Source organism: Photobacterium sp. MCCC 1A19761, assembly GCF_037389125.1.
Lineage (GTDB): Bacteria > Pseudomonadota > Gammaproteobacteria > Enterobacterales > Vibrionaceae > Photobacterium.
The window spans coordinates 1-26,894 of sequence record NZ_JAZGTF010000027.1 but is presented as its reverse complement, the minus strand read 5'-3'; the positions used below and the strand labels follow the sequence as shown (position 1 = coordinate 26,894).

Annotated in this window: 32 protein-coding genes; 20 read left to right on the top strand and 12 right to left on the bottom strand. The window is 51.7% G+C overall.

Annotated features, from left to right (window positions below; genetic code table 11):
* Positions 1-39 precede the first annotated feature (39 nt).
* The 4 genes from rbsB to rbsD are packed head-to-tail and all read right to left on the bottom strand — an operon-like array spanning position 40 to position 3,916.
* The gene (gene rbsB, locus VV869_RS19580) at positions 40-918 is read right to left on the bottom strand and encodes a ribose ABC transporter substrate-binding protein RbsB (protein ID WP_337736605.1); all 879 of its coding nucleotides are present in this window, start codon (positions 916-918) and stop codon (positions 40-42) included.
* A 60-nt stretch (positions 919-978) separates the two neighbouring features.
* Entirely contained in the window at positions 979-1,962 is a 984-nt protein-coding gene (gene rbsC, locus VV869_RS19575; protein ID WP_337736604.1) for a ribose ABC transporter permease, read from the bottom strand.
* Complete coding sequence (gene rbsA / locus VV869_RS19570) at positions 1,959-3,464, bottom strand: ribose ABC transporter ATP-binding protein RbsA (RefSeq protein ID WP_337736603.1); 1,506 nt, start codon at positions 3,462-3,464, stop codon at positions 1,959-1,961. The genes rbsC and rbsA overlap by 4 nt, the downstream gene beginning before the upstream one ends.
* A gap of 32 nt (positions 3,465-3,496) precedes the next feature.
* Positions 3,497-3,916: a D-ribose pyranase gene (gene rbsD, locus VV869_RS19565; protein WP_337736602.1), complete on the bottom strand. Its 420-nt coding sequence runs from the start codon at positions 3,914-3,916 to the stop codon at positions 3,497-3,499.
* Between the two features lie 357 nt (positions 3,917-4,273).
* On the opposite strand from rbsD, the gene VV869_RS19560 reads away from it, so the two are divergent.
* A complete protein-coding gene (locus VV869_RS19560; protein WP_337736601.1) occupies positions 4,274-4,519 on the top strand; it encodes a hypothetical protein in 246 nt (81 codons plus the stop codon).
* Here VV869_RS19560 and VV869_RS19555 read toward each other — a convergent pair.
* Positions 4,516-5,319, bottom strand: coding sequence for a TOBE domain-containing protein (locus tag VV869_RS19555; protein WP_337736600.1), 804 nt, complete (start codon positions 5,317-5,319; stop codon positions 4,516-4,518). The two genes, VV869_RS19560 and VV869_RS19555, sit on opposite strands and share 4 nt — an antisense overlap.
* Positions 5,320-5,498: 179 nt before the next feature.
* Here VV869_RS19555 and def point away from each other — a divergent pair, with 179 nt between their 5' ends.
* Entirely contained in the window at positions 5,499-6,002 is a 504-nt protein-coding gene (def, locus tag VV869_RS19550; protein ID WP_337736599.1) for a peptide deformylase, read from the top strand.
* Positions 6,003-6,100: 98 nt separating this feature from the next.
* On the opposite strand, the gene VV869_RS19545 is transcribed toward def, so the two are convergent.
* Together VV869_RS19545 and VV869_RS19540 are read right to left on the bottom strand one after the other, a co-directional pair.
* On the bottom strand, positions 6,101-6,721 hold the full coding sequence (locus VV869_RS19545) for a hypothetical protein (protein ID WP_337736598.1): 621 nt from the start codon (positions 6,719-6,721) through the stop codon (positions 6,101-6,103).
* 436 nt (positions 6,722-7,157) lie between these two features.
* On the bottom strand, positions 7,158-7,598 hold the full coding sequence (locus VV869_RS19540) for a hypothetical protein (protein WP_337736597.1): 441 nt from the start codon (positions 7,596-7,598) through the stop codon (positions 7,158-7,160).
* A 313-nt stretch (positions 7,599-7,911) separates the two neighbouring features.
* Between VV869_RS19540 and VV869_RS19535 the strand changes: the two genes are divergently transcribed.
* The 16 genes from VV869_RS19535 to VV869_RS19460 all read left to right on the top strand — a co-directional run bounded on the left by VV869_RS19535 (position 7,912) and on the right by VV869_RS19460 (position 21,111).
* Positions 7,912-8,676: a DUF3450 domain-containing protein gene (locus VV869_RS19535; protein WP_337736596.1), complete on the top strand. Its 765-nt coding sequence runs from the start codon at positions 7,912-7,914 to the stop codon at positions 8,674-8,676.
* Positions 8,677-10,011, top strand: coding sequence for a MotA/TolQ/ExbB proton channel family protein (locus VV869_RS19530; RefSeq protein ID WP_337736595.1), 1,335 nt, complete (start codon positions 8,677-8,679; stop codon positions 10,009-10,011).
* A gap of 77 nt (positions 10,012-10,088) precedes the next feature.
* Complete coding sequence (locus tag VV869_RS19525) at positions 10,089-10,574, top strand: MotA/TolQ/ExbB proton channel family protein (protein ID WP_337736665.1); 486 nt, start codon at positions 10,089-10,091, stop codon at positions 10,572-10,574.
* Positions 10,571-10,975 (top strand): ExbD/TolR family protein, encoded by a 405-nt coding sequence (locus tag VV869_RS19520; RefSeq protein WP_261604256.1) that lies wholly within the window; start codon positions 10,571-10,573, stop codon positions 10,973-10,975. Before VV869_RS19525 ends, VV869_RS19520 begins: the two co-directional genes overlap by 4 nt.
* Positions 10,975-11,592, top strand: a complete 618-nt coding sequence (locus VV869_RS19515; RefSeq protein ID WP_337736594.1) for an energy transducer TonB — start codon at positions 10,975-10,977, stop codon at positions 11,590-11,592. Before VV869_RS19520 ends, VV869_RS19515 begins: the two co-directional genes overlap by 1 nt.
* The gene (locus tag VV869_RS19510) at positions 11,592-12,752 is read left to right on the top strand and encodes a tetratricopeptide repeat protein (RefSeq protein ID WP_337736664.1); all 1,161 of its coding nucleotides are present in this window, start codon (positions 11,592-11,594) and stop codon (positions 12,750-12,752) included. The genes VV869_RS19515 and VV869_RS19510 overlap by 1 nt, the downstream gene beginning before the upstream one ends.
* Before the next feature lie 299 nt (positions 12,753-13,051).
* Positions 13,052-15,076, top strand: a complete 2,025-nt coding sequence (gene fusA / locus VV869_RS19505; RefSeq protein ID WP_337736593.1) for an elongation factor G — start codon at positions 13,052-13,054, stop codon at positions 15,074-15,076.
* 291 nt (positions 15,077-15,367) lie between these two features.
* Complete coding sequence (locus VV869_RS19500) at positions 15,368-15,742, top strand: MmcQ/YjbR family DNA-binding protein (RefSeq protein WP_337736592.1); 375 nt, start codon at positions 15,368-15,370, stop codon at positions 15,740-15,742.
* Positions 15,743-16,018: 276 nt separating this feature from the next.
* Complete coding sequence (locus VV869_RS19495) at positions 16,019-16,573, top strand: GNAT family N-acetyltransferase (protein WP_337736663.1); 555 nt, start codon at positions 16,019-16,021, stop codon at positions 16,571-16,573.
* Positions 16,574-16,697: 124 nt separating this feature from the next.
* Positions 16,698-17,066, top strand: a complete 369-nt coding sequence (locus VV869_RS19490) for a VOC family protein (RefSeq protein WP_443147344.1) — start codon at positions 16,698-16,700, stop codon at positions 17,064-17,066.
* Positions 17,067-17,227: 161 nt separating this feature from the next.
* Positions 17,228-17,962, top strand: a complete 735-nt coding sequence (locus VV869_RS19485) for a hypothetical protein (RefSeq protein WP_337736591.1) — start codon at positions 17,228-17,230, stop codon at positions 17,960-17,962.
* A gap of 82 nt (positions 17,963-18,044) precedes the next feature.
* Positions 18,045-18,431 (top strand): RidA family protein, encoded by a 387-nt coding sequence (locus tag VV869_RS19480; protein ID WP_337736590.1) that lies wholly within the window; start codon positions 18,045-18,047, stop codon positions 18,429-18,431.
* A 68-nt stretch (positions 18,432-18,499) separates the two neighbouring features.
* The gene (locus tag VV869_RS19475; RefSeq protein ID WP_337736589.1) at positions 18,500-19,513 is read left to right on the top strand and encodes a S66 family peptidase; all 1,014 of its coding nucleotides are present in this window, start codon (positions 18,500-18,502) and stop codon (positions 19,511-19,513) included.
* 22 nt (positions 19,514-19,535) lie between these two features.
* Entirely contained in the window at positions 19,536-19,973 is a 438-nt protein-coding gene (locus VV869_RS19470; protein WP_337736588.1) for a GNAT family N-acetyltransferase, read from the top strand.
* 90 nt (positions 19,974-20,063) lie between these two features.
* Entirely contained in the window at positions 20,064-20,282 is a 219-nt protein-coding gene (locus VV869_RS19465) for a DUF6500 family protein (RefSeq protein ID WP_337736587.1), read from the top strand.
* Positions 20,283-20,331: 49 nt separating this feature from the next.
* A complete protein-coding gene (locus VV869_RS19460) occupies positions 20,332-21,111 on the top strand; it encodes a phosphotransferase enzyme family protein (protein ID WP_337736586.1) in 780 nt (259 codons plus the stop codon).
* Between the two features lie 82 nt (positions 21,112-21,193).
* On the opposite strand, the gene VV869_RS19455 is transcribed toward VV869_RS19460, so the two are convergent.
* The 4 genes from VV869_RS19455 to VV869_RS19440 form a co-directional block, all read right to left on the bottom strand.
* Positions 21,194-22,639 carry a methyl-accepting chemotaxis protein gene (locus VV869_RS19455; RefSeq protein WP_337736585.1) on the bottom strand — a complete coding sequence of 482 codons (1,446 nt, stop codon included), beginning with the start codon at positions 22,637-22,639 and terminating at the stop codon, positions 21,194-21,196.
* 326 nt (positions 22,640-22,965) lie between these two features.
* Positions 22,966-23,211 (bottom strand): hypothetical protein, encoded by a 246-nt coding sequence (locus VV869_RS19450; RefSeq protein WP_337736584.1) that lies wholly within the window; start codon positions 23,209-23,211, stop codon positions 22,966-22,968.
* Between the two features lie 10 nt (positions 23,212-23,221).
* Positions 23,222-24,373, bottom strand: coding sequence for a Na/Pi symporter (locus VV869_RS19445; RefSeq protein WP_337736583.1), 1,152 nt, complete (start codon positions 24,371-24,373; stop codon positions 23,222-23,224).
* A gap of 252 nt (positions 24,374-24,625) precedes the next feature.
* Positions 24,626-25,177 (bottom strand): Lrp/AsnC family transcriptional regulator, encoded by a 552-nt coding sequence (locus tag VV869_RS19440; protein WP_337736582.1) that lies wholly within the window; start codon positions 25,175-25,177, stop codon positions 24,626-24,628.
* Between the two features lie 83 nt (positions 25,178-25,260).
* Between VV869_RS19440 and VV869_RS19435 the strand changes: the two genes are divergently transcribed.
* On the top strand, positions 25,261-26,157 hold the full coding sequence (locus tag VV869_RS19435) for a DMT family transporter (RefSeq protein WP_337736581.1): 897 nt from the start codon (positions 25,261-25,263) through the stop codon (positions 26,155-26,157).
* 52 nt (positions 26,158-26,209) lie between these two features.
* On the opposite strand, the gene VV869_RS19430 is transcribed toward VV869_RS19435, so the two are convergent.
* Positions 26,210-26,554 carry a tyrosine-type recombinase/integrase gene (locus VV869_RS19430; protein WP_443147345.1) on the bottom strand — a complete coding sequence of 115 codons (345 nt, stop codon included), beginning with the start codon at positions 26,552-26,554 and terminating at the stop codon, positions 26,210-26,212.
* A 29-nt stretch (positions 26,555-26,583) separates the two neighbouring features.
* Between VV869_RS19430 and VV869_RS19425 the strand changes: the two genes are divergently transcribed.
* Positions 26,584-26,894, top strand: a 311-nt coding sequence (locus VV869_RS19425; RefSeq protein ID WP_337736580.1) for a transposase, incomplete at its 3' end; no start/stop codon positions are given.

Below are 26,894 nucleotides of genomic sequence, written 5' to 3'. Positions count from 1 at the left end.
AGGTCTCCCGGCGGTAACCGGGAGACCTGCCTGTGGATTTTACTGAGTGATCACTTTCAGTGGTACCGGAATGTTGGCCTCAACTTGCTCACCTTTCAATACCTTATCGGCAGTTTCGACGCCCAGCGCACCAATCAGGTCTGGTTGCTGCGCAATGGTGGCGCCCAGTTTGCCGCGTTTCACCGCCGCAATACCGTCATCGGTGCCGTCGAAGCCGACAATCAGGACGTCTTTACCCGATGCCTGTACCGCGCGCAGGGCACCCAGCGCCATTTCGTCGTTCTGGGCGAAAACGGCCTGGACATCCGGGTTGGCTGCCAGCATGTTTTCCATCACGTTCAGGCCCTTGGTGCGGTCGAAATCCGCCGGCTGGCTGGCCAGCAGTTTCAGTTCGTTGGCTTTCACGGCATTCATGAAGCCCTGGCCGCGCTCACGAGCGGCAGAGGTACCGGCAATGCCTTCCAGTTGGATCACGCGGGCTTTCTCACCGACTTTTTCCATGATGAACTGGCCGGCCATTTCACCCCCGGCAATGTTGTCCGAAGCGATGTGGCTGATGACTTTGCCCCGGCTGGCGCCGCGGTCCAGCGTCAGTACCGGGATCCCTGAGCGGTTGGCCATGCGGATGGCATTCGAAACAGCATCCGAATCCGTCGGATTGATCAAGATGGCTTTGACGCCGCGAACGGTCAGATCTTCAATATTCGACAGCTCTTTGCTCGGGTCATTTTGCGAGTCCAGCACAATCAGGTTGTAACCCAGCGCCTGCGCTTTGGCTTCCGCGCCTTCTTTCATGGCGACGAAGAACGGGTTATTCAGGGTCGAGACGACCATCGCCAGGGTGTCCTGGGCTGCCGCAGTCGAGCTGACAGAGGCAGACAGCATGGCAGCAGAGATCAGGGTTGCTAACTTTTTCATTGTGATTTCCTTCTACAGATGTCGGGTAATTGCGGGTCGGGGGAAGCCCGCGTCAGAGGTTTACTTGTTTTTGTTATCGACCATGACCGCCAGCAGAATCACGCTTGCTTTGGCAATCATTTGGTAATAGGAAGAGACGTCCAACAGGTTCAGGGCATTATTCAGGAAGCCGATGATCAGGGCGCCAATCAGGGTGCCCATAATCCGGCCTTTACCGCCGGCCAGGCTGGTGCCACCAAGGACAACCGCGGCAATTGCATCGAGCTCGTAGCCCATTCCAGCGGTCGGTTGCGCCGAGGAAAGGCGAGAGGTCACGATAATTCCGGCTAGCGCAGCCAGCAGGCCACAGATGGCGTACACACCAATCTTGACGCGATCCACGTTGATGCCGGACAGACGCGTGGCCGACTCGTTACCGCCCAGAGCATAGATGTAACGGCCAAAGCGAGTGTGGTTCAGCAGATACCAGATGGCGGCAAAGACAATCACCATCAGCCAGATAGGCACCGGAACGCCCAGCGCGTAGCCGGTTCCGAACCAGGCAAAGCTGTCAGCCACATCGGTAAAACCGGTTGAAACCGGGCGACCCTCGGTGAACACCATGGTGACACCGCGCAGCAGGGTCATGGTGACCAGCGTGGCAATAAAGGCCTGCACTTTACCTTTGGCAATGATGACACCGCTGATGGCGCCGAGTGCCGCACCGGCCAACAGGGCGGTTGGTACCGCAACCATCACCGGCACTTCCATGCCAATCAGTGTCGCGGCCAATGCCCCGCACAGGGCCAGAACTGAGCCGACACTGAGGTCAATCCCGGCGGTCAGGATCACCAGAGTCATGCCGACGGCAATAATGGCATTGACCGAGGTCTGGCGCAGAATGTTAAGAATATTGTCAACCGTAAAGAAATTCGGGTTCAGGAATGACACCACGACAATCAGAAACAGCAGCGCAATCAGTGATTTTTGTTCAATGAGCCAGGCTTTGCTGAATCGTTTTTTATTCTCGTTGGTCGGGGATTTGGTCATCGCGTTGGTGCTCATGCTGCTACCTCATTGGTCTGTTTGCCCACCGCACAGGCAAGTAGTTTTTCTTGATCGGCCTCTGCAGCCTTGAATTCGCCGCTGATCCGGCCTTCGTGCATCACCAGGATCCGGTCACTCATGCCGAGAACTTCCGGCATTTCTGAAGACACCAGAATGATGCTCATTCCTTCGGCTTTAAATTGGTTGATCAGCTGATAAATCTCTTTTTTCGCGCCGACGTCCACGCCGCGGGTCGGCTCGTCGAGGATCAGCACTTTGGGCTTGGTCATCAATCCCTTGGCGATGGCCACTTTCTGCTGATTCCCGCCCGACAGGTTGCCGATGATTTGATCCCGGCTCGGCGTTTTAATGTTGAACAGGCGAATAAAGTCGTCGACGGCTGTCACTTCTTCAGTGTGATTCAGCTGGATCCCGGTCGACAATTGGTCGAGGGCGCAAATCGACATGTTTTCTTTAACCGATAAGCCCAGTACCAGACCGTCGCCTTTGCGATCTTCCGAGATGTAGGCAATCCCGCTGGCCAGGCCTTCTTGCGGCGTGGTTGGGTTGATGGGCTTGCCATTCAATAGCACATCGCCGGATTGCCGTGGCAGGGCACCGTAAATGACTTTCATCAGTTCGGTACGGCCCGCACCCATCAGGCCGGAAATGCCGAGAATTTCACCGCGATCCAGCGTGAAGCTGACATTGTTCAGCCCTTCGCCGTGGAGGTTTTTCACCTCGAGGCAGGTGGTACCGTGCTGAACCGCAATGCGTGGGTACTGATCATCGAGTCGGCGGCCCACCATCATCTCGATCAGGGTGTCTTCATCTGTTTCTGCAACCGCACGTTCTCCGATGAACTTGCCGTCGCGCAGCACTGTAATGTCGTCGCAGATTTCGAAAATCTCTTTCAGACGGTGGGAGATATAGACGATGCCACAGCCTTGATCACGTAACTCGTTGATCACCTTGAACAGGGATTCCGTTTCGGTATCAGTCAGGGCGTCGGTCGGCTCATCCATAATGATGACCTGGGATTCAAAGGAGAGTGCCTTGGCAATCTCAACCATTTGCTGTTCGCCCAGGCTCAGGTCGCCCAATGCCGTTCGGGCGCTGTGCTTCACATTCAGGCGCTTGAGCAGGGCGTCGGCATCGCGATACATCCTGCCCCACTGAATCCCGCCGAAGGCATTGGTCGGCTCGCGGCCGAGAAAGATATTTTCGGCAATGGTCAGCTCCGGGATCAGGTTCAGCTCCTGGTGGATAATGCTGATCCCGGCCTCCTGAGAGTGGCGCGGACCGTTAAAGCGGACCGGCTGGCCCTGGTAGTGAATCTCACCGGCGTCCATGGCGTAGATACCGGTCAGCGTTTTCATCAGGGTCGACTTACCGGCCCCGTTTTCGCCCATCAGGGCCATGACTTTCCCCGGATAGACATTGAGGCAGGCGTGGTCGAGTGCTTTGACGCCCGGGAATGCTTTTTCAATGCCTTGAAGCGCGAGAATTGGCTGTTTCATGTCATTTCCTTGCAGCTAAGCGAAAATTCGGGTTAGAACACCACGCCGGACTGAAAGATCACGTTGGCGTACGGGGTGCATTCACCGGTGCGGATCACCGCTTTACTGCGGCGGGTCTGTGCCTTGAATGCTTCGTGGGGGATGTAGGTGACGGCGATGTTTGTATCAGTTTTCCGCGCTTCTTCGTCGATCAGCGTCAGCAGCGCCTGGTGGTGTGCCGGGCTGACTTCGGCAAATTCCTCGGCCATGACGACGCCTTCAATTTGCATTTCGCTCAGAACCGCCTGGATGGTGTTCATGAAACTTGGAACACCCGGGATCAGTGCCAAATCAATGCGCTGGGTTTCTCCGGGAATTGGCAGCCCGGCGTCGCAGATGGTCACTTCATCCGTGTGGCCGAGTGTTGCAATCAGATGGGACAAATCGGCATTAATCAGAGCGCTTTTTTTCATCGTGGCACCTTCATCAGTCGTGTCATGCAAATCCGTGGAATTGGTCTCGCGTGACGACAGTTGTTGTTTTTATGAGCATCGAAACGTTTACGCAAACGTTTCGATGGCTGAAATATAGATCGAAACGTTTCGATGATCATCGTTATCTCATACAAAATGTGACGTGAATCAGAACTCAAACGGAAATCTTGCACAAAAGGAGGGAGGGATCACATACCAGAGCCGTATGGCCGAAAGATGACGATCGTCAGAGAAGTGTCATTTAATGTAAATTCTGGCGGAGAGGTTTGGTTGGAAGCAAAAAAAACCTTATCATCATGCCTTTGGCTTTATTTGTCTGAAGAATGATTCCCGGCTATGGTATTTCCTGACCTGAACATGCTCCCCGTACTGTGGGCCACTGCGCCTGCACTGGTGGTGTGCCTGATGATTGGACTGAAACAACGAAAAGCCTGGATGGCAAGGCTCTCCCTGATCGGGCTGACCTTCGCACTGATCTTGCTGGTGGGGGCTGTGTATCTGGACTACCAGTCGTTTGAAGATTGCCTGTTACCCAAGCCAGAATACGATATTTTTCTCGATGATTGCATTTCACTGCATTAGCACAGGGTCGCAATAATCACCTGAGTTGAGGCAAAGTACGCCGTCACCGGCTGGCCCGGAGCGAGGGGCGGAGCGTTTTTCCGCTGATAGTCAATCAACGCACAAATCTCATCATATTCATCCAGTTTGACAAGCACCTCTGCTGAATTCTGATCTTCCCGAATACTGGCAACTTCGCCTTGCACCCTATTATCCCAGGCCGGATCTTCCGGGGGAGTACCGTTGAGCGCTTGAGGGCGGATGTGAACGGCTGGTCCTTTAACGAGCGCGATGACATCTTTCCCGGTGGTCAATTCCAGCCGACGGGTGCTGCCTTGCGTAATGGTCGCACAAATGTGCTGGCCGCCTTTCAAAGCCAGCCAGACTTTATCATGCAGGCTGTGGCGCTCAATATGGCTGATGGTGCCAAAGAGCTGGTTTCGGGCGCTGGTTTGAAGCGAAAACTTGGTCATCACCCCCAGCAGGCTGTGGAGCGGCGCATCCGGATCGTTTAAGGCTTTCAGGCCCATGTTTTGGATGGTATCGAGCAGGTCATACATTTGCACTAACCGGTGTCCAAAGTCGGTTACCTCAGCACCACCGCCCCCTTTACCGCCTTTTTCGCTGGCTATCACCGGCGTTGCGGACCTTGTATTCATATCTTTGATGGCGTCATAAGCGGCTTTGTAGCTGATGCCGGCAAGCTTGGCGCCCTGGCTGATTGAACCGGTTTGCTGAATGGCTTTTAGCAGGGCGATTCGGCGCGGATTGGCAAAAATTTTGCCGTTTTCAGAAAGCGTCAGCAGAGCATCAAAATCCATGAGGTACCAGCGTGTGTTTGATCAGGTCGTTGAGTGATTATAACAGCGAACTGTTTGATTTGAATGTAGAAATGTTTGTACGGATGACGCGTTATATTGCTTTGAATGTTATGCGATTGGTGGCATGAATGGGGGAGAGTGTGCCAGAATAGTATTTTTGGATGTGGGACTGAGGATACATGGCAGTACTAGAAATTTTGGCTGCGCCTGACAGCAGGCTTCGTGAACAGGCCGCTGACGTGAGTGATGTCAGCGCGGTACAGACGTTGATTGATGACATGCTGGAAACGATGTACAGCACGCCCAATGGGATTGGCCTGGCGGCCACCCAGGTCGGACGTACGGAAGCCATTGTGGTGATCGATATCTCTGAACAACGGGACGCGCCTTTGGTTTTGGTGAATCCGAAGGTAATTCACGGGGAAGGGGAAACCATGGGGCAGGAAGGCTGTCTGTCGGTTCCCGGTTATTATGCTGATGTTCCCCGCTTCACCAAAGTGACGGTCTCGGCATTGGATCGCCACGGTGAGCCGATCACTATTGAGCGGGATGATTTCCTGGCTGTGGTCATGCAGCATGAAATTGATCATTTAAAGGGGAAATTGTTTATCGATTATCTCTCACCGCTTAAAAGGCAGATGGCACTGAAGAAAGTGAAAAAGCATCTGAAAACTGCGGTCTGAAAAAACGAAGCGAGAGCTAAGGGCTCTCGCTTCGTTTTTAATTCAGGTGACTCAGAGGTGCGTCAACGATCTATGCTGCGCCTGGGCCGTGTAGAAGTTCAGGGACGGCTGGATGTCAGGCGCCTATCGGTTTCGGCCAGCATCACGGGCGTGAAGGTTAAGTGGTCGACTTCAGGGTGTCTTTCCTGCAGTAAAGGCTTGTCCCGTTGCTGCGCGTCACTGTAGGTAATATAGCCATAGCCGCTGGGATATTCGAGATTCCACAACTGGCTTTTGGCGACCAGGCTGGAGGTGATGAACTGGCCAATATAGGTAACTGCACCGGGGGTGATGGTAAAGGTCAGATTCAGCTCTTCCGGCGATTTGGAGTAAATTGACTTATTCCCGTTACTGCCTTTGAAGCCGATTGAAAACAGCTGATATTGTCCGGCGGGCAAGGCAAGATAAAACAGTTGCCCTTTCAGGGTGTCAGTGTTGAAGTCGGCATCTTCATGGTTACTGGCGACGGTCAGGTACTCAGGATCCCCAATTTGGCGGATATAGAGGGTGGTGATCAGGCCTTCCCCGGATGCGGGCCAGATGGTCGTCGCACTCAAACTGCCGGCGAGAAACCCGACGGGCTGCTCTGTGGACTTATACTTTTCAGGTAGTGAAACGTAAACGCCGCTGGAACAACCAAGCAATAACTGGCTGATGAAAATGAACACGATGATTCTCATAGGTTTCCGATCCCTGCACTGTTGGAAATACTATGTATTTGAGTTAGCAGCTTATTTTACCGCTGTTCCATGACAATATTGCTGCTATATATGCCATAGATTGTATTGAGTATCACGGAGTAAATGCGTTTTGGTGCTTTTTAGACTCAGATTTATGAGGTTGTACACGAAAACGTTGAGGGGATGTGTTTTACCTGGAAGCGCGCTGGGAGCAACGTTGACGTGATTTGCTGTGAGTCGTACTTGGGGAAAGAGCGGCTCCTTCGCCACGTATGCGGCTCAGGTTGTATGATTCAAAGACAATGTATGTCTAATCAGGGCCGGTCAATGGTGAGATGCCCGGGGAGAAGTCGCGTTCTTATGGTGGCTGAATACCAGGCCAGTCAGCCTGTATGCAATGTACAGACTGGCTGGGTGGTCGGCAGCAGGCTCGGCGTTATTTTTTGAGCTTGTCGACGTCAATAACATTTTTGAACTTGCCGGCTTTGCTCAGCAGATAGTCGACATCCGGTGGGAAGTCCTTGTTGGTTTTGGCGTGCTTCATCATGTCAAACACGGTAAATTCGGTCAGGATGGCATATTGATAAGATACAAAGTCGCCATTGGCCTGTAAGGTCGGATCGAAGTACTGCTCCCCTTTGCGGATAATCGCATGGTCGACAATGGGATCTTCGCAGCGGTAGCCCAACACATAACGATCGCCTTTGCCGTAGATAACATTCATATAGCTGTTATAGAAGCATTCATTTACAGTGGTGGTGCAGGTCTCCAGGGTGGCTTCATCCATGGCGGAGACGGTCACAATCCGAATCTTATCTGCTTTGAAATTTAACTCTGTCAGTTGGCGACGTACTTCGTCGAGATTTACATCTGTCACTTCTTATACCGTATCAATCAAAAAAACCGCGGCATTATACCTCTACCCGTTGAAAATTACACGGTAACTCATGCTCAGGGCTGCGGTTCATCGGCAAAAGTACTGTGGTGACAAGAACCTGAGGCCAGCGACAACATATTGAACAGAAAAAAAGACCTGTTTTTATGAACCCAGATGTTTAAATGAGATTTATTTTCAATTAAGATGTGGACCGTTAAATCGGACAAGCAGGATGTAGAAGCTTGTATTTTCAATAAAATTCACGGAGTGAATTTTAAATTTGTGTGCATTCCCGTAAAAGATGAATTGCCAGATGAACTTAAAGAAATCCAGTCTCGCGCTGATCATGGTCAGCATGAGTGCGGGCGCTCAAGCCGACAGCCTTGATACGGCCCGGGCCATTGAAAGTAAAACCAATGCCGCTTCTGCTTACAGCCAGAAGAAAATCGATAAAAGTGCCGAAACGGCACTTGCGATGAAAGCAGAAGTCGAAATGCTTCAGGAAGAAGTGAAGAACCTGACGGTGTATCGCGATCACCTGGCCCGGCTAGTCGCCAGCCAGAATGCGGAAGCGCAGAGCCTGAACGATCAGATCGCCGGCATTAAAGATACCCGCCAGGGTGTGGTGCCGCTGATGTACAAGATGATCGACGGGCTGAAGCAATTGGTGGCGACGGACAAGCCTATCCGTCAGCAGCAACGTTTGGCGCGTGTCGCCAAACTGGAATTCATGATGGCGCAGGCGGATGTCAGTGATGCAGAGAAATACCGTCGTATTCTCGAAGCGTACCAAATTGAAATGGACTACGGCACCAAACTGGGTGTCTTCCAGGGGCCGCTGGCACTCTCTGCCGAAGAGTCTATCGAAGCGGAGCAACTGTACCTGGGCCGAATTTCCCTGGTTGCCCGTAGCTTAGACGGCACGCGCTACTGGGCGTGGAATGACAGTAAAACCAGCTGGCAGACACTCGATAACGAGATGGCTGCGAATGTGGATAAGGCATTTGCCATTGCGACCAAACAGGCCGCGCCGAGTCTGGTGACGTTGCCGGTGTCTGTGCATGTGGAGGGCAAATAAATGAAGATTAAAGCGATAGTAGCCGCACTTTGCCTGTTCACGTTGCCAGCCACCGCCATGGCCAATACGGAGCTGGTGGATAAGACCCGTCAAGCGCAGCAGGTTCAGAAAGTCCACAATGCAGAGCGTGAAGCCGGTTTCCGTCAAACAGAGCAACAAATCCGGGCCCAGCTGAAAGCCCTCAAAGCCCAGAAAGTACAGCTTGAGCAGGAAACGGAGCGCCTGAGCGAAACGTTCAGTGAGAATGAGAACAAACTGGCCCAGCTTGAAGAGCAATTGCGTCTGGAAACCGGCAGTCTGGGTGAGTTGTTTGGGGTTGTTCGTCAGACGGCAAAAGAGCTGGATTCTGAAATGGCATTTTCGGTCACCAGTGCTGATCGCCATGCGTTCAAAGATGTTGTCGCGGAAGTGGTGGAAGCCAAGGCATTGCCATCGCTGTCTCAGTTGACGGCATTGTGGCAGGGCATGAGCGATCAAATTTCAGCCAGTGCCGAAATGCGTGAAGTGACGGTGCCGTTTATTAACGGTGAAGGCTATCAGTCTGATGTTCAGGCCTACCGACTGGGTAGCATCGGGATGATTGGTGAGAAGGGCTATATCGCGTGGGATGGCGAGCGCCGGGTGGCAACGCCGTACTTGAGACAACCGGAGCAAGGACCGGTATTCGGCGCCATGTCACCGCTGTTGGATTCCGGCCTGCAAATGGCTGTGGTCGACCCGTCTCGTGGCATCATGCTGGAACAACTGGCCAATACACCGGAGCTGAAAGATCGGATCGAACATGGCGGCGTGGTCGGTAAAATTATCCTGGGTCTGCTGGGGATTGGTGCCCTGATTGCCCTGTTCCGCGGAATGAAGTTACTGGTGATCCGCCAGCAAATTCAGTCTCAGTTGAAAAACCCGACACAGCCGGGGAATAACCCGCTGGGCCGTGTATTGCGTGTCTATAACAAAGAGCAGAAACGCTCTGTTGAAGCGCTGGAACTTCGGTTGCTGGAAACCATTGTGGATGAGCAGCAGGGCCTGGAGAAAGGTCTGTCGATGCTGAAGTTGCTGGCGGCGCTGGCCCCGATGCTGGGTCTGCTGGGCACCGTGACCGGGATGATCGAAACCTTCCAGGTGATCACGCAGTTCGGTAACGGCGATCCGACCGTGATGGCCGGCGGGATCTCAATGGCGCTGGTGACGACCGTGCTTGGTCTGATTGCTGCCATGCCGTTGCTGCTGGCTCATAATGTGCTGAGCACCCAGGCTGAAACAATCCGTAATATCCTCGAAAAACAGGGGATTAGTCTGGTTGCCGCGCAAGCAGAACAAGCAGGAAGTGCCGCCTGATGGAAACATCACTATTTGAACTCCCCATATTGCAAACCATAGGTGCTGAAGGCTGGTGGTACACCTTGCAGCATTTCATGGACCAGGGTGGTCAGGTGTTGTGGTGGCTGGCGGCTGTGGTTCTGGTGAAATGGCTGCTGGTGATGGAGCGGGTGTTATACCTGCTCGTCACGTACCCGAAACAGCAGAAAGCCTGGTTACAACAATGGGAAGCCAGGACGGATCAGTCGTCCTGGTATGCCCTGGCCCAGCGGGAAGGTTGGTTAAATGAAGCGCGGCAAGCACTGAGCCAGAACCTGAATTTCATTAAGGTGTTGGTTGCCATTTGTCCGATGCTTGGACTGCTGGGCACGGTCACCGGGATGATATCGGTGTTTGATGTGATGGCGACGCAAGGCAGCAGCCAGCCGAAACTCATGGCCTCCGGGATCTCTCTGGCAACCTTACCGACAATGGCCGGGATGGTTGCGGCACTGGCCGGAATGTTTGTTCACGCGCGTCTGGCAAAGGTTTGCCACTGGCGTGAACTGAAGTTAGAAAAAATATTAAGGAGTCAGCGATGAGACTGAACCGTCCGTCTTCTGCTCGGGAAGAAGCCCAGGTGGACTTGACCTCCATGCTGGACATCGTATTTATCATGCTGATCTTCTTTATTGTGACCAGCTCGTTTGTCCGTGAATCCGGGGTTGAAGTGAACCGGCCACAGGCCAGCCATGTGGTTAGCCAAAAAGATGCCGGGATTTTTGTGGCGATCACTTCTGCCAACGACATCTACATCGATAAGCGCGTGGTGGATGCCGAGCGGGTTCAGGCGACGTTGGAGCACTTGCTGCTCGACCAGCCGGATGCGTCGCTGGTGATCCAGGCCGATGAACATGCTTACAACGGCACGGTCGTGAAAGTGATGGATGCGGCCAAAGGGGCCGGTGTGAAAAACATTGCCCTGGCAGCGGAGAAAGGCTGATGTTGCGATTACTCATGGCTCTGCCTGCTGCGCTGGCAATGGCTTTGGGGTTGTTCACCCTGATGGCCTGGATGGTCGATAATGGTGACAAGTCGCTGCCGGAAGATAAGCCGCTGCTTGCTTTCGACATGGTGATGGTTGAGCAGGACACGGAAATTCGCCGTCGGCAGCGGGCAGTCCCGCCGCAGCCGGATATGCCGGAGCCGCCACCGCAGGCAACCCCTGCGGCCTCGCAGCAGGCCGTGACGGCCAGTATTGCGCCGACGATGCCGAACCTGTCGCTGGATACCGCAGTGACCGGGGTGCAGGTTGAAGCGCCGCAATTCTCGGATTTCGGTACCAACCAGCAAGCGATGCCGCTGTACCGGGTTGAGCCGAATTATCCGCCTCGGGCACAGAAACGGGGACTGGAAGGGTATGTCGTATTGTCATTTACGATCGACCCGCAAGGCCGTCCGACCGATATTCAGATTCTGGATGCGAACCCGCGTCGGATCTTCGAGCGGGAAGCGGTGCAAGCACTTCGACGGTGGAAATACCAGCCGAAAGTGGTGGATGGGGCTGCGATTGCGCAGGTGGGTCAAACGATCAGACTGGAGTTTAAGTTAAATCAATGATGAAACGTCTCGTATTATTACTTGCTCTGGCATGCACAACTGCCACGACTCACGCGGAGCTGACGCAATTTACGGCCAATAAGGTTCAGCGTGCCCATAACCTGCAGCAAGAAGACAAACTCGGTGAAGCCATCGAGTTACTTGCCGGTCTCGATCCCGCAAAAGCGTATGACAAGGCATTCGTGAAGCGGATGCTGGGGGTGTTCTATTGGCAGCAGGGCAGTATCAAGCCTGCGATCAAGCATCTGGCCTATGCGGTGGACACCGGTTTACTTCAAGACCAACAGGCCTGGACTACCCAAAGAATGCTGGCCGATATTCTGCTGACTGATGCGCAGTACAAACGTGCGTTGCCGCATTATTATCAGCTCGCCAAGAATATCCCGGAGCAGCAAGAGCCGGCGCAACTCTGGCTGCGCATCGCCCAGTCCCATTATCAGTTGAGCGAATGGCAGCAGGTGCTGAAAGCCGTGAAGGCTTATCAGGGATATGCGCCGCAGCCGGAAGTGCCGATCCTGTCCATGAAACTGGGCGCTCAGCTGCAACTGGAGCAATGGAAAAGTGCCTTGCCGACCTTGCAGAGCCTGATCGCCCTGCAACCGGATCATTTGTCCTGGTGGCAACAGATGGCGGGTATTCAATTGCGGCTCGGCCGTTCGAAACACGCGCTGGAAACACTGGCTCTGGCAAAGCGCCAGGGGGTGGCATTGACCCAGCAAAACCTGACCACGTTGGCGCAGCTCTACGCCCAGCAGGGGATCCCTGAGCGGGCAGCCAAAATTTATGCGCAACTGGAGGGGGCTCAGGACGATCCGGAATTGATGTCCATGCAAGCCATGTACTGGCAGCAGGCAAAAGAGTGGGACAAGGCCATTTCATCCTGGGAAGTCGCAGCGCGACTCGACAATCGTCATCGCTGGGCGCTGGCGCAGCTGCTGTTGCAGGAAGGTCAGTTTGATCGGGCATTGGCTGAACTCAATCGTGTGAAGCAAAAAGCCAGTCAGGCGGATGTTGAGCTGGCACGGGTCCGGGCGTATTACAAGCTGAAAGATTTTGACCAGGCCATTATTCATGCCAAACAGGCGAATAACATCCAGCCGACTGCGACGTCTAAAAGCTGGATCAAGTACCTGAACCAGATGCGAAAAATGGATGGTTAACGTATCCGTTGCCAAAGAACGGTTACTGCAGAAAACAAGGCCCCGGTTTGGGGCCTTTTTTGTATGGAATGACAAAGCCTCTTTCCTTCAAGCGCGTGTTTTATTCGAGAATTGGCATGATTTATCTCAACAGAAGCAGCGCAGACGATAAGCTATAACTATTCGCCGTAAACAAGGACTCATGATGACCGTCCCGATACGAAGCTTGACCTGACAGACGATCTTGCGGGCATACCGCCAGGAATCGTCATCCGTTGACCGGGATTTGAGTCTGACATTTCAATCGTTAAGGGGCTTGTATGGCTGTTCATGAAATCCGAAATATTGCATTTGTCGGTCAAAGTGGGGTGGGAAAAACCAGCCTGATTGAGCGGCTGTTATCTGATTCCCAGACCATCACCCACCTCGGCAGCGTGAAAACCGGTGACACGGTGACGGATTGCGATCCCCAGTCGATCCAGTACCAGCATAGTATCGAAACCACACCGGTGACGCTGACCTGGCAGTCACATCGTATGAACATCATTGATACTCCCGGCGTACTGGAGTTGCTGGGGCGTACGTTCAGTATTTTCCCGGCGATTGAATCGACGGCGCTGGTGCTGGATGCCAATACGCCGCTCAATCAGGTATCCGATCGTTTGTTTTCTTTCGCACGGGATCAACAAAAGTGCCAGATGGTGATTATCAATAAGCAGGATCTCAATCCGGATAAGATTCCGGCGCTGGTGGCTGAACTGGTCTCGCATTTTGGCGCGGCATGCCTGCCGATCAATCTGCCGACCCAAGATGGTACCGGTGTGGTCGATTGTTATTTTGAGCCGGCGTATGAACAGGCGACGCTGATGAGCTCGGTTGAAGCTGCACATGAGCAGTTGGTCGATCAGGTGATTGAAGTGGATGAAGCGCTGATGGCGCTTTATCTGGAGCAGGGGTCGGAATTGTCACCCGAGCAACTGCACGAGCCGTTCGAAGCGGCATTAAGAATGGGGCACGTCATTCCGGTGTGTTTTGTTTCCGCAGAAAGCGGGGCCGGTGTTGATTTGCTGCTGCGCACCCTGATGGAGATCATGCCGACACCCGAGGAGGGGAATCCACCACTGCTGGAAAAAAATGGCCGCCCGGTGCCGGTGAATCTGACCCAGAGCGATCACAGCGTCGCCCATGTCTTTAAGATCAGTGTTGATCCTTATTTAGGGAAGATGGCTTATCTTCGTGTGTTTCAAGGAAAAATCAACGCGGGAAGTCAGCTGTATATCAACGACAGCCATAAATCTTTTAAGGTCGCTCACCTCTATCAGCAACAGGGGAACAAGCGGATTGAAATATCAAAAGCCACTGCCGGAGATTTCTGTGTCCTGGCCAAAATTGATGAACTCTATTTTGGCACCGTGGTTCACGATTCCCATGATGAAGATGGGATCACCATGCATCCTCTGGAATTCCCGGAGCCGATGTACAGTTTGGCGATACGGCCCACCAAGCGGGGAGATGAACAGAAGCTATCCGAAACGTTGCAGAAGATCGCCGCAGAAGATCCGACGCTACGTCTGGAGCACCGGAGCCGAACCAATGAAACGGTTCTCAGTGGGCAAGGGGAATTCCATCTTAAAATCGCCCTGGAGAAAATGGCTTCGGTCTATAAGCTGCAAGTCGAAACCGCTGAGCCGGGTATTGAGTATTTTGAGACGATCACCCAAGCGGCAGAGGGGCATTATCGCCATAAAAAACAAAGTGGCGGAGCCGGTCAGTTTGGTGAGGTTCAGTTGAAAGTTCGGCCGCTGGCGCGTGGGGAAGGTTTCCAGTTTATCAACAAGGTGGTGGGTGGGGCGATTCCGACCTCATTGATCCCCGCAGTCGAGAAAGGGATCCGGCAGGCCGTCGAAGAAGGTGCGATCTCAGGCAACCCCATCCGTGATGTCGAAGTAACGGTCTACGACGGGAAACATCACCCGGTCGACTCGAAGGAAATTGCTTTTGTGATCGCCGGGAAAAAAGCATTCCTTGATGCGGTGAATCAGGCCAGCCCGATTATCCTCGAACCGATTGTTGAGCTATCCCTGTTGGTGCCGACCCTGTCTGTCGGGGACGTGACCGGCGAGCTGGCCGGAAATCGCGGGGTGATTTTGGGCACCAATGTCGAGCCCAATAATTTTACGGCCCTGCAAGTGCGGGCACCCCTTAATGAGCTGCAAGGGTATGCACAGCGTTTGCGTGCCATGACAGGCGGCGAGGGGTGTTTTAGCATGGTGTTGAGCCACTACGAGCAAGCGCCTCACCATGTTCAGCAAAAGGTTTGTCAGCGTGAGCAAAGCGGCGATTAAAAGTATGCATTGACGGAGGAGATCCCGCTAATGGCTTGTTATACATCAAATTTTATAAATTTTCTTATCAGATGCACGCGTTGGCATGATATGCTTTTGTACACATAAAGAGCGGGCCAGGCAGCGGGATTTGACTATCTTTGGCGGTAGCGTGTTTTTGTTCCAGCCACCTGTCTTTGCCGAAATGGCCTGCATTTGCGTAAGCTGGCCATGTTTAAATTATCTGCTTTTACGTAGTTGTCCGCTTTTACGTCAGCTGCCTGTTGTTACGCAAAAAGAAAGGGATTGAATATGAATGTCGATGAATTTAATCACTTTTGTGGTTCTTTTCCGGCAACCACCCATGTCGTGCAATGGGGAAACTCTCAGGTTTGGAAAGTCGGTGGCAAAGTGTTTGCGATTGGCAGTCGGGGAAAACAGGAACAGCCCGTTTATACCTTTAAAACCTCAGACTTGAATTTTGTTTTCCTGAGTAACCATGACGGGTATATCCCGGCCCCGTATTTCGCAACGCGGGGGATGAAATGGATTCAGCAAACCGAAACCTCGGGTGAGTTAGATGAAGCGCTCAGATATTACCTTTCCGAGTCATACCGTATCGTGGCACTTGGTCTGAGCAAGCGAAAGCAACAAGCATTAGGGATCAATCTGTACCAAGAGCCCTGAGTTGCATGATGTGAAGGCATCGCTCAATAATCCCGCCCTTGAATGGCTGGTGGTCGAGCACGATCCCGTCAATGACGTGTTTGAACGATTTTTCCTGAGCCGGGGCTTTTTACAGTCTCAGGGATTGTTGTCATCGTTACATCGCGTATCGCCCTCACGCTGGAAATAGGCTTCTTCCAGCGAGGCCGTTTTTTCTTTGTGTGTTTTCATGAAAGCCAAACCGCAATTTGGAATGCGGATTTTTCAAACATCGACGTTAAGGAGAGCAATCAATTGATGTTTCCCGAACTTAGCACCTCACGACTGACCCTCACGTCTCTTTATCCAGAAGACAAAGATGCATTGTTTGAGATTTTCTCGAATGATTTAGTGGTCCAGTATTATGATGTGGCAGCTTTTCATCAGGCCGAACAAGCGGTCCAGTTAATCGATCTCTTTCAGTCACGTTTTCAAAATAAGCAGGGGATTCGCTGGGCGATTCGATTGAAAGAAACCAACCAACTTATCGGAACATGCGGGTTTAATTCATGGAATGCCGCAATGAGACATGCTGTTGTTGGCTACGACCTGCGACCTGATTATTGGGGGCAGGGGCTCATGGCAGAAGCGGTGCATGCGATCATTCAAGCTTCCTTCGACGGGATGTTACCTTGCGGACCTTTGAACCGGATTCAAGCCGATACGGTGATTGGGAATACGGCATCGGAGCACGTGTTGCTGAAGCTGGGCTTTGTCGAAGAAGGGATCCGCAGGGAATCCGGCTATTGGAAGGATCAGTTTCATGATCTCAAGTGTTTCGGCCTGCTCAAATCTGAGTTCAGAAGTGAATAAACGCTTGAAGGTGTATGAAAGAGGCGGTGCATTGAATCACTTCCTGCACTGTTGATCGTGGCAGGGTTGAAGTCTGCCACGATCAAACATGCTTGTAGCAAAGGCAATCGCCAAGGAGAGCATCATGATTAGTCATATCGACCATCTTGTTTTAACCGTTGCTGATATTGATGCGTCTGTTCAGTTTTATCAGCGCGTGCTGTTAATGGACACAGTGACGTTCGCCAACGGGCGAAAAGCAATGAAGTTCGGGAATCAAAAAATCAACTTGCAGCTGTTAGGGCAAGAGAGAAGAAATAAAGCCGGTGTTGGTTCCGGTGACTTATGTCTGATTTCATCGTGGCCGATCGAAGACGTCGTCGCGCATCTGTCGAAAGAGGGCATTGATATTGTGGAAGGCCCTGTGACCAAGTCCGGCGCCATGGGAGCCATTGAATCGGTGTATTTCACGGATCCCGACCAGAACCTAATCGAAATCAGCGTTTACCCATAATCAAATCGTCGTCTTGGGTGTCGAAGGCAATCACGCGAAGACAACCACAGCATCAGCACGAATCTAGCATAGCAATTTCTATGGTTTGCCGATTGTACGGCAGAGCCCCGTTGGGGGCATTTCACGTTCCATAACAGTTTACACTATCGAGAAAAATAACAATGCAGTATGAAGTTTACAGCCTGAAAGACAGAGCTGATTTAATTGACCAGGTTGCGTCACTGGATGACCGTTCATGGCCGCTGTTTCTCCAAAATGGCGATGCGAAGAGCTGGTCTCGTTTTTATGACGAACTGAGCGATACGGTCCTCGTGTTGGTCCAAGGTGACAAGGTGATTGCGGCTGGTTTTACGGTTCCTGTCATCTGGGATGGCACACCTGAAAACTTGCCGGAATCGATCGAGGCCGTGTTGCTGAACGGTCTTCACACGAAGCGTCACGGCTTGCAGGCGAACACCTTGATTCCAATTGGTGCTTTGGTTGATGCTGAGGCACAAGGCCAGGGGCTGAGTGCGAAAGTGCTTGTCGAGATGAAGACCCTCGCGCTATCGCTGGGATTAACCTCCCTGGTGGTTCCGGTTCGGCCGACGAAGAAAGCGCAGTATCCGTTGCAAGCGATCACGGATTATTCAACTTGGCGCAACAGTGAGGGTTATTTGTTTGATCCCTGGCTTCGGGTTCATGAAAAGCTGGGCGCAGAAATCATTCATATCGCTGAAAGTACCCTGGAAGTCGCCAGTTCGCTGAGTGACTGGTCGGCATGGACAAAAATGGTATTTCCGGTCTCGGGGAAATACGTGGTACCAGGCGCCTTGATGCCGGTTATGGTTGATACAGACAACGATCGGGCTGTTTACAACGAACCGAATGTCTGGATGCTTCATCCAATGCAATGATGCATGCCGGTTAAAAATCAATGCATTTACTTGTTTTCCTATCGGGCCGGCTGGTTAAGTCACGTTAATCACAAGGAAGCACATGAAAAAATCGATTGTCCCTCAAGATTTTCAGCATTATTACGATGACTGGCATTTTTCACCGGTGATTGAAAGTGATGGAACTGTGTATTTGTCTGGCGTGACAGCGGCAAGAAAAGACAAGCCGATCAGCACGGATCCGGAAGAGCAGTTTCATGATGCATTCTATAAGCTGGGTGTTTACTTAGCCGCGGCTGACTTGACGTATGACGACATTTTAGAAATGACGACTTTCCATATCGACCTACGCCAGCACATCGAGACGTTTTCCAGAGTTAAAGATCAGTATATTCAGGCCCCTTACCCAGCCTGGTCTGCGATTGGGGTATCAGAATTTATCCCTCAAAATTCGCTGGTGGAAATGCGGATCGTCGCCAAGCGCTGTTGATTATTCAGCCAGCATGTCTGGGTTCCCGGTGGGCATTCATCCACGTCAGTTGTTACCAAGGAAGAACAATGTCAGTTATTTTACCCAAGCCGTTAAAACCGGGAGATAAGATAGGATTCTTTTCGCCATCATCCCCGGCAACTGTATTTGCGCCGACTCGGTTCAAGCGGGCGGAATTGTTTCTGCGCAGCAAAGGCTTTGAACTACAGCCTGGTTTATTGACCGGAAAACATGATCACTACCGTTCTGGCTCGATCCAACAGCGGGCGGAAGAATTCAATGCATTGATACGAAACCCTGAGGTTCGGTGTGTGATGTCCACAATCGGCGGCAGTAACAGCAATGCGCTTCTGCCGTATCTTGATTATGATGCCTTGATCCGGGATCCCAAGATCATCATCGGCTATTCAGATGTCACCGCGCTGTTGTTGGGGATATATGCTAGGACCGGGTTAATCACATTTTACGGCCCTGCGCTGGTTGCTTCTTTTGGAGAGTTGCCTCCTTTGGTTGAGGAGACCTACCAGTCTTTTGAAACGATATTGTGCCAACAGAGCTTACTTCCTTTTCATTATGCGATGCCGCAGCGATGGACCGACACGAAAATAGACTGGGAAACACAGACTGAGCCGAAACCCAGCCAAGACAATGGCTGGCTCTACCGGGGGCACGGCGTCGTTTCAGGTCGTTTGATCGGTGGCAACCTTAATACGATGGCAGGTATTTGGGGGAGTCCCTATATGCCGGAAATCGTCGACGGCGATATCTTATTCTTGGAAGATTCACTGAAAGGGATCGAAACCGTCGAACGCGCATTTTGCCACCTAAAAACTTGTGGCGTATTCGACAGAGTCTCGGCGATTGTACTGGGCAAGCATGAATTGTTTGATGATAAAGGCACGGGGCGTACACCTCTGGATGTCCTGATTGAAGTACTAAATGGCCAGGCGCTGCCTATATTGTACGGCTTTGATAGCTGTCATACCCATCCGATGCTCGTCACTCCGCTTGGCGTCGACGCTGAAATCGATTTTGATGCCGAGCGCATTTGTCTGAAGAGTCCGTGGTTGGAGCCGGCTTAAACGAAAGGTAATTGGAGTCACAGTGATTGAATTGAGAAAAGCGACGACTGGCGATGTTGATGTCTTCGTGGGGTTTGAAAGTGATGCGGATACACGGCAGTTCATTCTGTCGTATTCAGCGGAAAAGCATCATGCGGTCATGCGTCAGCCAGATGTGATTTACCTCGCCATCATGCAGGCGCAAGCAGTGGCTGGTTTTATCATCTTGGCATTGGATGGCGATGACAGCGTGGAGTTTCGGCGAATTGTGGTGGGGAGCAAAGGCGCCGGAACCGGTCAGGCTGCCATTCTCGCCATTGAGCAATATTGCCGGGTGCAACTGGCGCGCCGGCGAGTTTGGCTTGATGTGTTTGACGCCAATGACAGGGGGAAATACATTTACCAAAAACTTGGTTATCAGCCATTTGCCACCGATAACGTTGCGGGTCAAACGCTGTTGCTGATGGAAAAATGGCTTTGATGGTGCTTCGATATGAAAGGTTCACGGCTATAACAGTGAACAAACCCCGAAACCGGATAAAGACATTGGATAAAGACATAAAGGAAGCTGATGCGCCAGTCGTTACGAGAGAAAGTCATTCAAGTTTGCAGTAAGAAAATCAGCCAGAAAGGCGAGCATGTTGGAGTGTCGTTTTATGCGTTTTTTGCCAACAAAAACGATGATCCTGAGCTGCTGATGGAAGCGGCAACATGGTGGATCCAAACCCACCAGTTGGACCACTTCGAAAAAGCGACAAAAATTATGGCGATGGTCGAGTCAGGTCAATAGGGCTCCTGCTTGTTAGGGGGCGTAAGGGAACGGAAGGGAAAACTGCTTCATGGGAAAACAGATTGGGAGCCCGGAAAGAGCGATTTATCACGACAAAGATCGGGTCATCCGGCCATTGAATCCGTGGTCGGCAACCATTCACCGACTGCTGGATCATTTACATGCTCACGGTGTGATGAATTGCCCAAGGTTTATTGGCGTTGACGGTGAACAGGAGATGTTGAGCTACATCGAAGGCGAGACGTATAACTATCCGCTTTCGAGGGCTATTGCCAGCCACCATGCGTTAACTTCTGCGGCCAGTTTGCTGCGGCAGTTACATGACGCCTCTGCCAGCTTTTTATCATCGAACTCAGACCATCAACATCTATGGATGCTGCCTGCACAAGCGCCGCAGGAAGTGATCTGCCACGGCGATTTCGCGCCTTATAATGTTGCCCTGAAGGGGGAAGTGGTGAGCGGCGTCTTTGATTTCGATACGGCGCATCCCGGTCCCAGAGTGTGGGATATGGCGTATGCCGTTTATTGTTGGGCACCTTTCAAAACCGATCCGACGGATGCGCTGGGAACCCTGTCAGCACAGATTGACCGGGCCAAGGCATTTTGTGATGCCTACGGGGCGAGCGCTGCGCAGCGACAACTGTTGGTTGAGATGATGATGAAGCGACTCGCGGCCCTGGTAGCGTTCATGCAGAGCGAAGCGGATGCGGGTAATGCGCAGTTCAAGGCAAACATCGCCCAGGGACATCATTTGAGTTATCTGGCCGACATCGACTATCTCAAACAGCACCGGCAAGTCATTACCTCGGGGTTAATGGCTGGGATTTAAGACGAGAATAGCAATGAGGCTCTTTGCTGTGCGAAACGCTCTTCGTAACAAAGAGCCTGCGCAACAAAGAGCCGGATTCAGATTAGTTTGAAGTGCGGTATTTTTTCAGCACTTCATTGAGGGATTGTGATGTGTCGGTGAGCTGCTGAATATTCCCGACAGACTCTTGCGATGCGTTCAGCAGTTGGCTGGATTGCTCCCGAATGTCGTTCAATTCCGATGCAATTTCATTGACTACCGCCGTCTGCTCTTCAGCCGCCGTCGCAATCTGAGCACTCATGTCCATCAGGGATTTGGCTGAGTCAGCAATTTCGCTGACATCCGTGCCAATTTCACCAATCAGCAGGCTGCTTTGCTCCGCTTGCGCCAGGGTTTGATTTGTTTTCAGCGAGATTTCCTGAGTCTCGGACTGAAGCTGATCGATCATGCCCTGAATTTCAATGGTGGCATTTTGTGTCCGGCTGGCGAGAGTACGGACTTCATCCGCGACCACGGCAAAACCGCGCCCTTGTTCCCCGGCTCGGGCCGCTTCAATGGCAGCGTTAAGGGCCAGCAAGTTGGTTTGTTCCGAGATTGCATTGATCGTGGTGATCACATCATTGATCGCAGTCGCTTTCTCATTCAGGCTGATCACACTGTCTGCGGCACTGCGCGTATGCTGCGACAGGGTGGTCATCATCGCAATCGCTTCCTGGACGCGATCATTGCTTTGCATGATGCGGGTGGTGTCTTGGTCCGATTGATCTGATGCCTGCACACCGTAGTTTGCAATCTCAGTGGCGGTTGCAGACATTTCTTCCATCGCCGTTGCGACAGAGTCCACGGAAGCGTATTGCTTGTTCACGCTGGCCTCAGATACTTTGGCGTCTTGCGAAAATGCAGTGGCCGTTTCATACAGCGTCGCCGAGCCGGATTTCACGGTATTGACCATGTCACTGATGGTATCCATGGTACGGTCCAGCTCGTGACCGATCACGCCGAATTCATCCCGGCCAATGTGGAAACCCAGCCGTGAGGTTAAATCGCCGTCAGCAAGGCGGCGGGTGGTTTGATGGATCACCCAAAGCGCGCCCATCAAGTGCGTCGATACCCAGTAAAAAAGGAGTGCCAGTGGCAACAAAGGCAGAAAAGATAGTGAAAATTGGGTGAGTGCGGCGCTTTTGGCGGCTGCGTCGACTGCCGGCACCGTAAGAACGGCATATTGGCCATGAATGGTGGAAGATGCAGTGACTTGTTGATCGGAGGAAGAAGCGATGGAAGAACGAAGTTGAATGCCTTGGGATTGTAGGACTTGCTGTACCTGAGCTTCATCGGCTTTGAGCGCCAGCAGGGTCGTCACCGCGGTATCGACCTGGGCTTGTGCGCTGACCCGGCTGGTTGTGCTGAGGTGATCCAATGTCGAGAAGTAGTGTTTTCCTGAAAAGCCAATCAGCACCACGGCAAACAAGCAGAACAGAATCCAGAATTTATCCGTCACATTGGTTTTTATAAGCAGCCGATCAATCGGCCTGAAATCAACTTCTCTCATTGTGTCCCTCAAAGTTAACCAAAGTATTATTCAATGTAATTGCGGTTTAACGGCGATGATTTTCACATAAATTAATAACCAGGTTCAGTTGTTGCGATATGTTTGGTGATTCACGTCACGTATTTTTTCTGTGGCGTTATCTGTTTACTGAATGACGCCAGGGTCGGAAGTCGAGCAGAGAGAGTTGCAGAAACCGTTAAATTGTTGCGGTCAACCAAACTGAGCGAAGGGTCGTTGTGAGCACACAGCAAATGTCCGGTCGGACAAAAAAGCGAGTATTTGATGAAAATACTCGCTTGTAGGTGCTTTGAACGTGCGGGAGTGACTTAGCCGTGTGGGATGAGATTTTTCAGCCGCTGTAGCAACGCTTTGAGCTCATTCAGTGCTTCTTCTTTGAATAAAGCGATATTGGTGACATCAACATCCGTGGCATCCATGTAGTCTTCCAGATGATCGACGGCTTCGTGCTGCCCCTGTTGACGGAGTGCTTCTGAAGCCTCTTCCAGTTGAACCAATAGATTTCGCAGTTCGTGAATACGGCTATCGATCTCAGCAAGTTTTTGATGATCCATGACGTGCTCCTTATCGACTGACCATGATTAAAAGTCCCGGGGTAATAAAGAACACACCCAGAACGTAGCCAACCGCATAGAGTTTTCTTTCCGCAGCGGCGCCGGCAAGTTTTTCAGAAAGGATCAACGGAATTTCACGCAGGAAGGGAATGCCGTAAATCACCACAACGCCAAGAATGTTGTAGACCAGGTGGACGATTGCGATTTGCAGTGCAAACACCGCATTTCCGCCGGAGATTGCCGTGGCAGCCAGGAGCGCGGTAATACAGGTTCCGATATTTGCGCCCAGGGTAAACGGGTAAATATCCCGGACTTTAAACACGCCGGAACCGACGAGCGGCACCATCAGGCTGGTGGTGGTCGAGGAAGATTGAACCAGAACCGTCACCAAGGTGCCGGAGCCGATCCCACTGAGTGGGCCGCGGCCAATGGCGGCGTGAAGCACTTGTTTCGCTTTGCCGACCATCAGGGTTTTCAGCAGTTTGCCGATTAAGGTAATGGCAAAGAAAATCAGACCAATGCCAAGAATGATCGTCACGGCGCCGGCCATGGTCTGGCTCAGGCCAAGCGTCGACAGCAGGTCGCTGATTGCACTGATCACCGGCTTGGTGATGGGCTTGATGAAGTTCAAACCGCTCATGCTCATGGCGTTGCCGCCGAGGAAGAAATTCGCAATCACCGCTGAAGCTTTCTCCAGAAAGCCGAACATGATCTCCAGTGGCAGGAAGATCAATACACTGATAACGTTGAAGAAGTCATGTACTGTGGCAGCGGAGAAAGCGCGTTTAAACTCGTTCTTGTCCCGGACGTGCCCCAGGCTCACCAGGGTATTGGTGATGGTGGTGCCGATATTGGCGCCCATCACCATCGGGATAGCGGTCGCGACGGGTAACCCTCCGGAAACCATCCCGACAATGATCGAGGTGACGGTACTGGACGATTGGATCAACGCCGTACAAATGGTCCCGATGATTAATCCCATAAAGGGGTTGGCGGCAAATTCGAACAGCTCTTTGGCATGATTCCCGGTGGCGGCTTTAAATCCGGAACCGATCATCCCGACGGCCAGTAAAATCACATAAATTAAGCTGATAACGGCCAGCCACTGCGGCCATTTTTGATTCACACCCAATGCAGGAGAGGCTTCACTATACGCACTCATTCCATATCCTCTGAAAAATAATGAAGTTGAAGAAGAGTGGGTAGGTTATGCAACTTGTATTAACTTCCGGTGACGTGACTGCATGCGGCGATACGATTTTCGGCTTGGTCCAATTTTAAAGTTGAAAATATGAACTGACGCATCCCAAATGGGTGTTATTCACCCATTTGGAGCGTAATGGAAGTAGTTATTGGGAGATTACTTCCAAACCAGGTTGTTCGTTTCATTGTTGAACGAGAAGCCGATCATCTGTCAGCGCTTGGCGGCAAATTGGTAGGGAACGTTGCGCCGTTTCACCAGAGTTGACTTGATAATGGACGTGTTTGTGTCCGCTAATGTCGACACTTTATCAAGCACATCATCCAGTTGCGACATGCTTTCAAAGCAAATTCGGGCGAAGAAGCAGTCTTCACCCGTGACTTTATCGCACTCGATGATCTCCGGGATGCGCTCGATCATCGCTTCCAGTTGCTTGATTTTCCCCGGGTGCTGGCGCATGCGAACAATTGCCATCAGTGGATAACCGAAGCTTTCCGGATCAAGTTCGACTGTATATCCGGCAATGACGCCATGTTCCTCCATCTTTTTGAGTCGTTCATTGATGCTCGGCGAGGACATATTGACTGCACGGGCTATCTCTGCAACGGGGAGTCGGGCATTGGTGTCCAGCAGCGTCAATATCTGACTGTCGATGGCGTCAAGCGTCCACTTTTCATTTTTAAGTACTTTTCTCAATTGGACTTCCTTTTTAAAGAGATAACCGATATGTGCCTTGTTTATCGTATTCGCTGATAGGGTATTCACGCGTAATCTATAAGCTATCACCATGAGTTGTTAAAGGTACATAGCAAATGTTTAGCTCAGATAAAGAAAAAGGCACCCTGGAGATGGTTGCCGCCATGATGCTGTCCGGGACGATTGGCTATTTCGTAATTGAGTCCGGCCAGTCGTTCTGGAATGTGGTTTTTTTCCGTTGTTTGATCGGCTCCCTGTTTCTCGCTGCGTATGTGGCCGCGACCAAGCAATTTCGAAAGGAGATGATCACGGTTTCTGTGCTGGGGGTAATAATCGCCGGTGGCGTGACACTGGTTGGCAATTGGGTGCTTTTGTTTGCCTCGTTCGACTATATCCCGTTTTCCATCGCCACGATTGCTTACCATATGCAGCCCATGATGCTGGTGCTCGTGAGTGCACTGTTAACCCGGCAGCTGCCCGGTTTCAATACAATGCTTGGCTTGATTGTTGCGATGATTGGCCTAGGCTTGGTTGTGGGGATCCCACTCGATGACATTTGGGCGGTCATCCGTGGTGAAAGCAAGGCGGATGGCGCAGTTTGGGGGCTCTTATTGGCGTTAGGCGCGGCATTTTTGTATACCATTACGACCTTGCTGACGAAACAAGTCAGCCATGTACCCGCCAGTGTGATTGCGGTGATTCAGGTCTTTTTAGGTGGGTTATTCCTGCTGCCCTGGGTCAATTTTGAACAGCTCCCGATCGAAGCATCCTCCTGGGGCTGTCTGTTGTTTCTTGGCTTAGTGAATACCGGATTCATGTACGTCATCATGTATGACGCGTTTCAAAGGCTAAGTACGTCGCTGATCGCTATCTTATCCTTCATTTATCCGGTCACTGCTTTGTTTGTGGATTACCTGGCGTTTGACCACACCATCACAGTATTGCAAGGAGTTGGCGTTATCCTGATCCTCTTGGCCATCTGTGCAGTGAAATTCAACTGGAATATGAGTTTCCGCGTAAGAGATCGATTGAGCCACCAGAGACCGTGATTGATGAACGCTCGAAAAGGCGAACCAGTGGTTCGCTTTTGTCGTCTTGTATTTAAACGATGAAATCAACAGGGCTTTTCGTTCCCGCCCGACGGTTTCCAATAACGTGTGTGTAAATTTCCGTTGTTCGTAAATCAGTATGGCCAAGAAGTTCTTGAACGGTTCGAATATCTGTTCCGTTTTCCAGCAGCCGTGTTGCGAAAGAGTGGCGAAATGTATGTGCTGTAACTCTTTTGGAAATATCACTGGTCCTGACGGCTTCTCGAAGTTGTCTGGCAAATGCGGTGGCATGTAAATGGTGTCGACACACATAGCCATCATAAGGATGAATACAGCGATGACTCGAGGCTTTGTTGACTAAATCGGCGTGAACTTTTCTTGCAGTCAGTGATCTGATCTTGTGACGTTTACTGACAGGCCACCCTCATGGGAAAAAGCACTTACCGAACAGATAACTGGAAAGAGTACAACCAATCACTGATTAACCGCGGCTCGCTGACATTCTGGATCGACAAAGAAGCGATAAGCGGCTGGTTATGCTCTGAACATCACGGTAACCGTGGACGCGGCAATCAATATTCAGACACTGCGATCATGACGGCTCTCATGGTAAAGCGACTATTCAACCTGTCACTTCGTGCTGTTCAAGGTTTCATGAACTCGGTGTTTTCTCTGATGAAAGTACCACTAACATGCCCGAACTACAGCAGCATCAGCAAGCGAGCGAAAACGGTCGA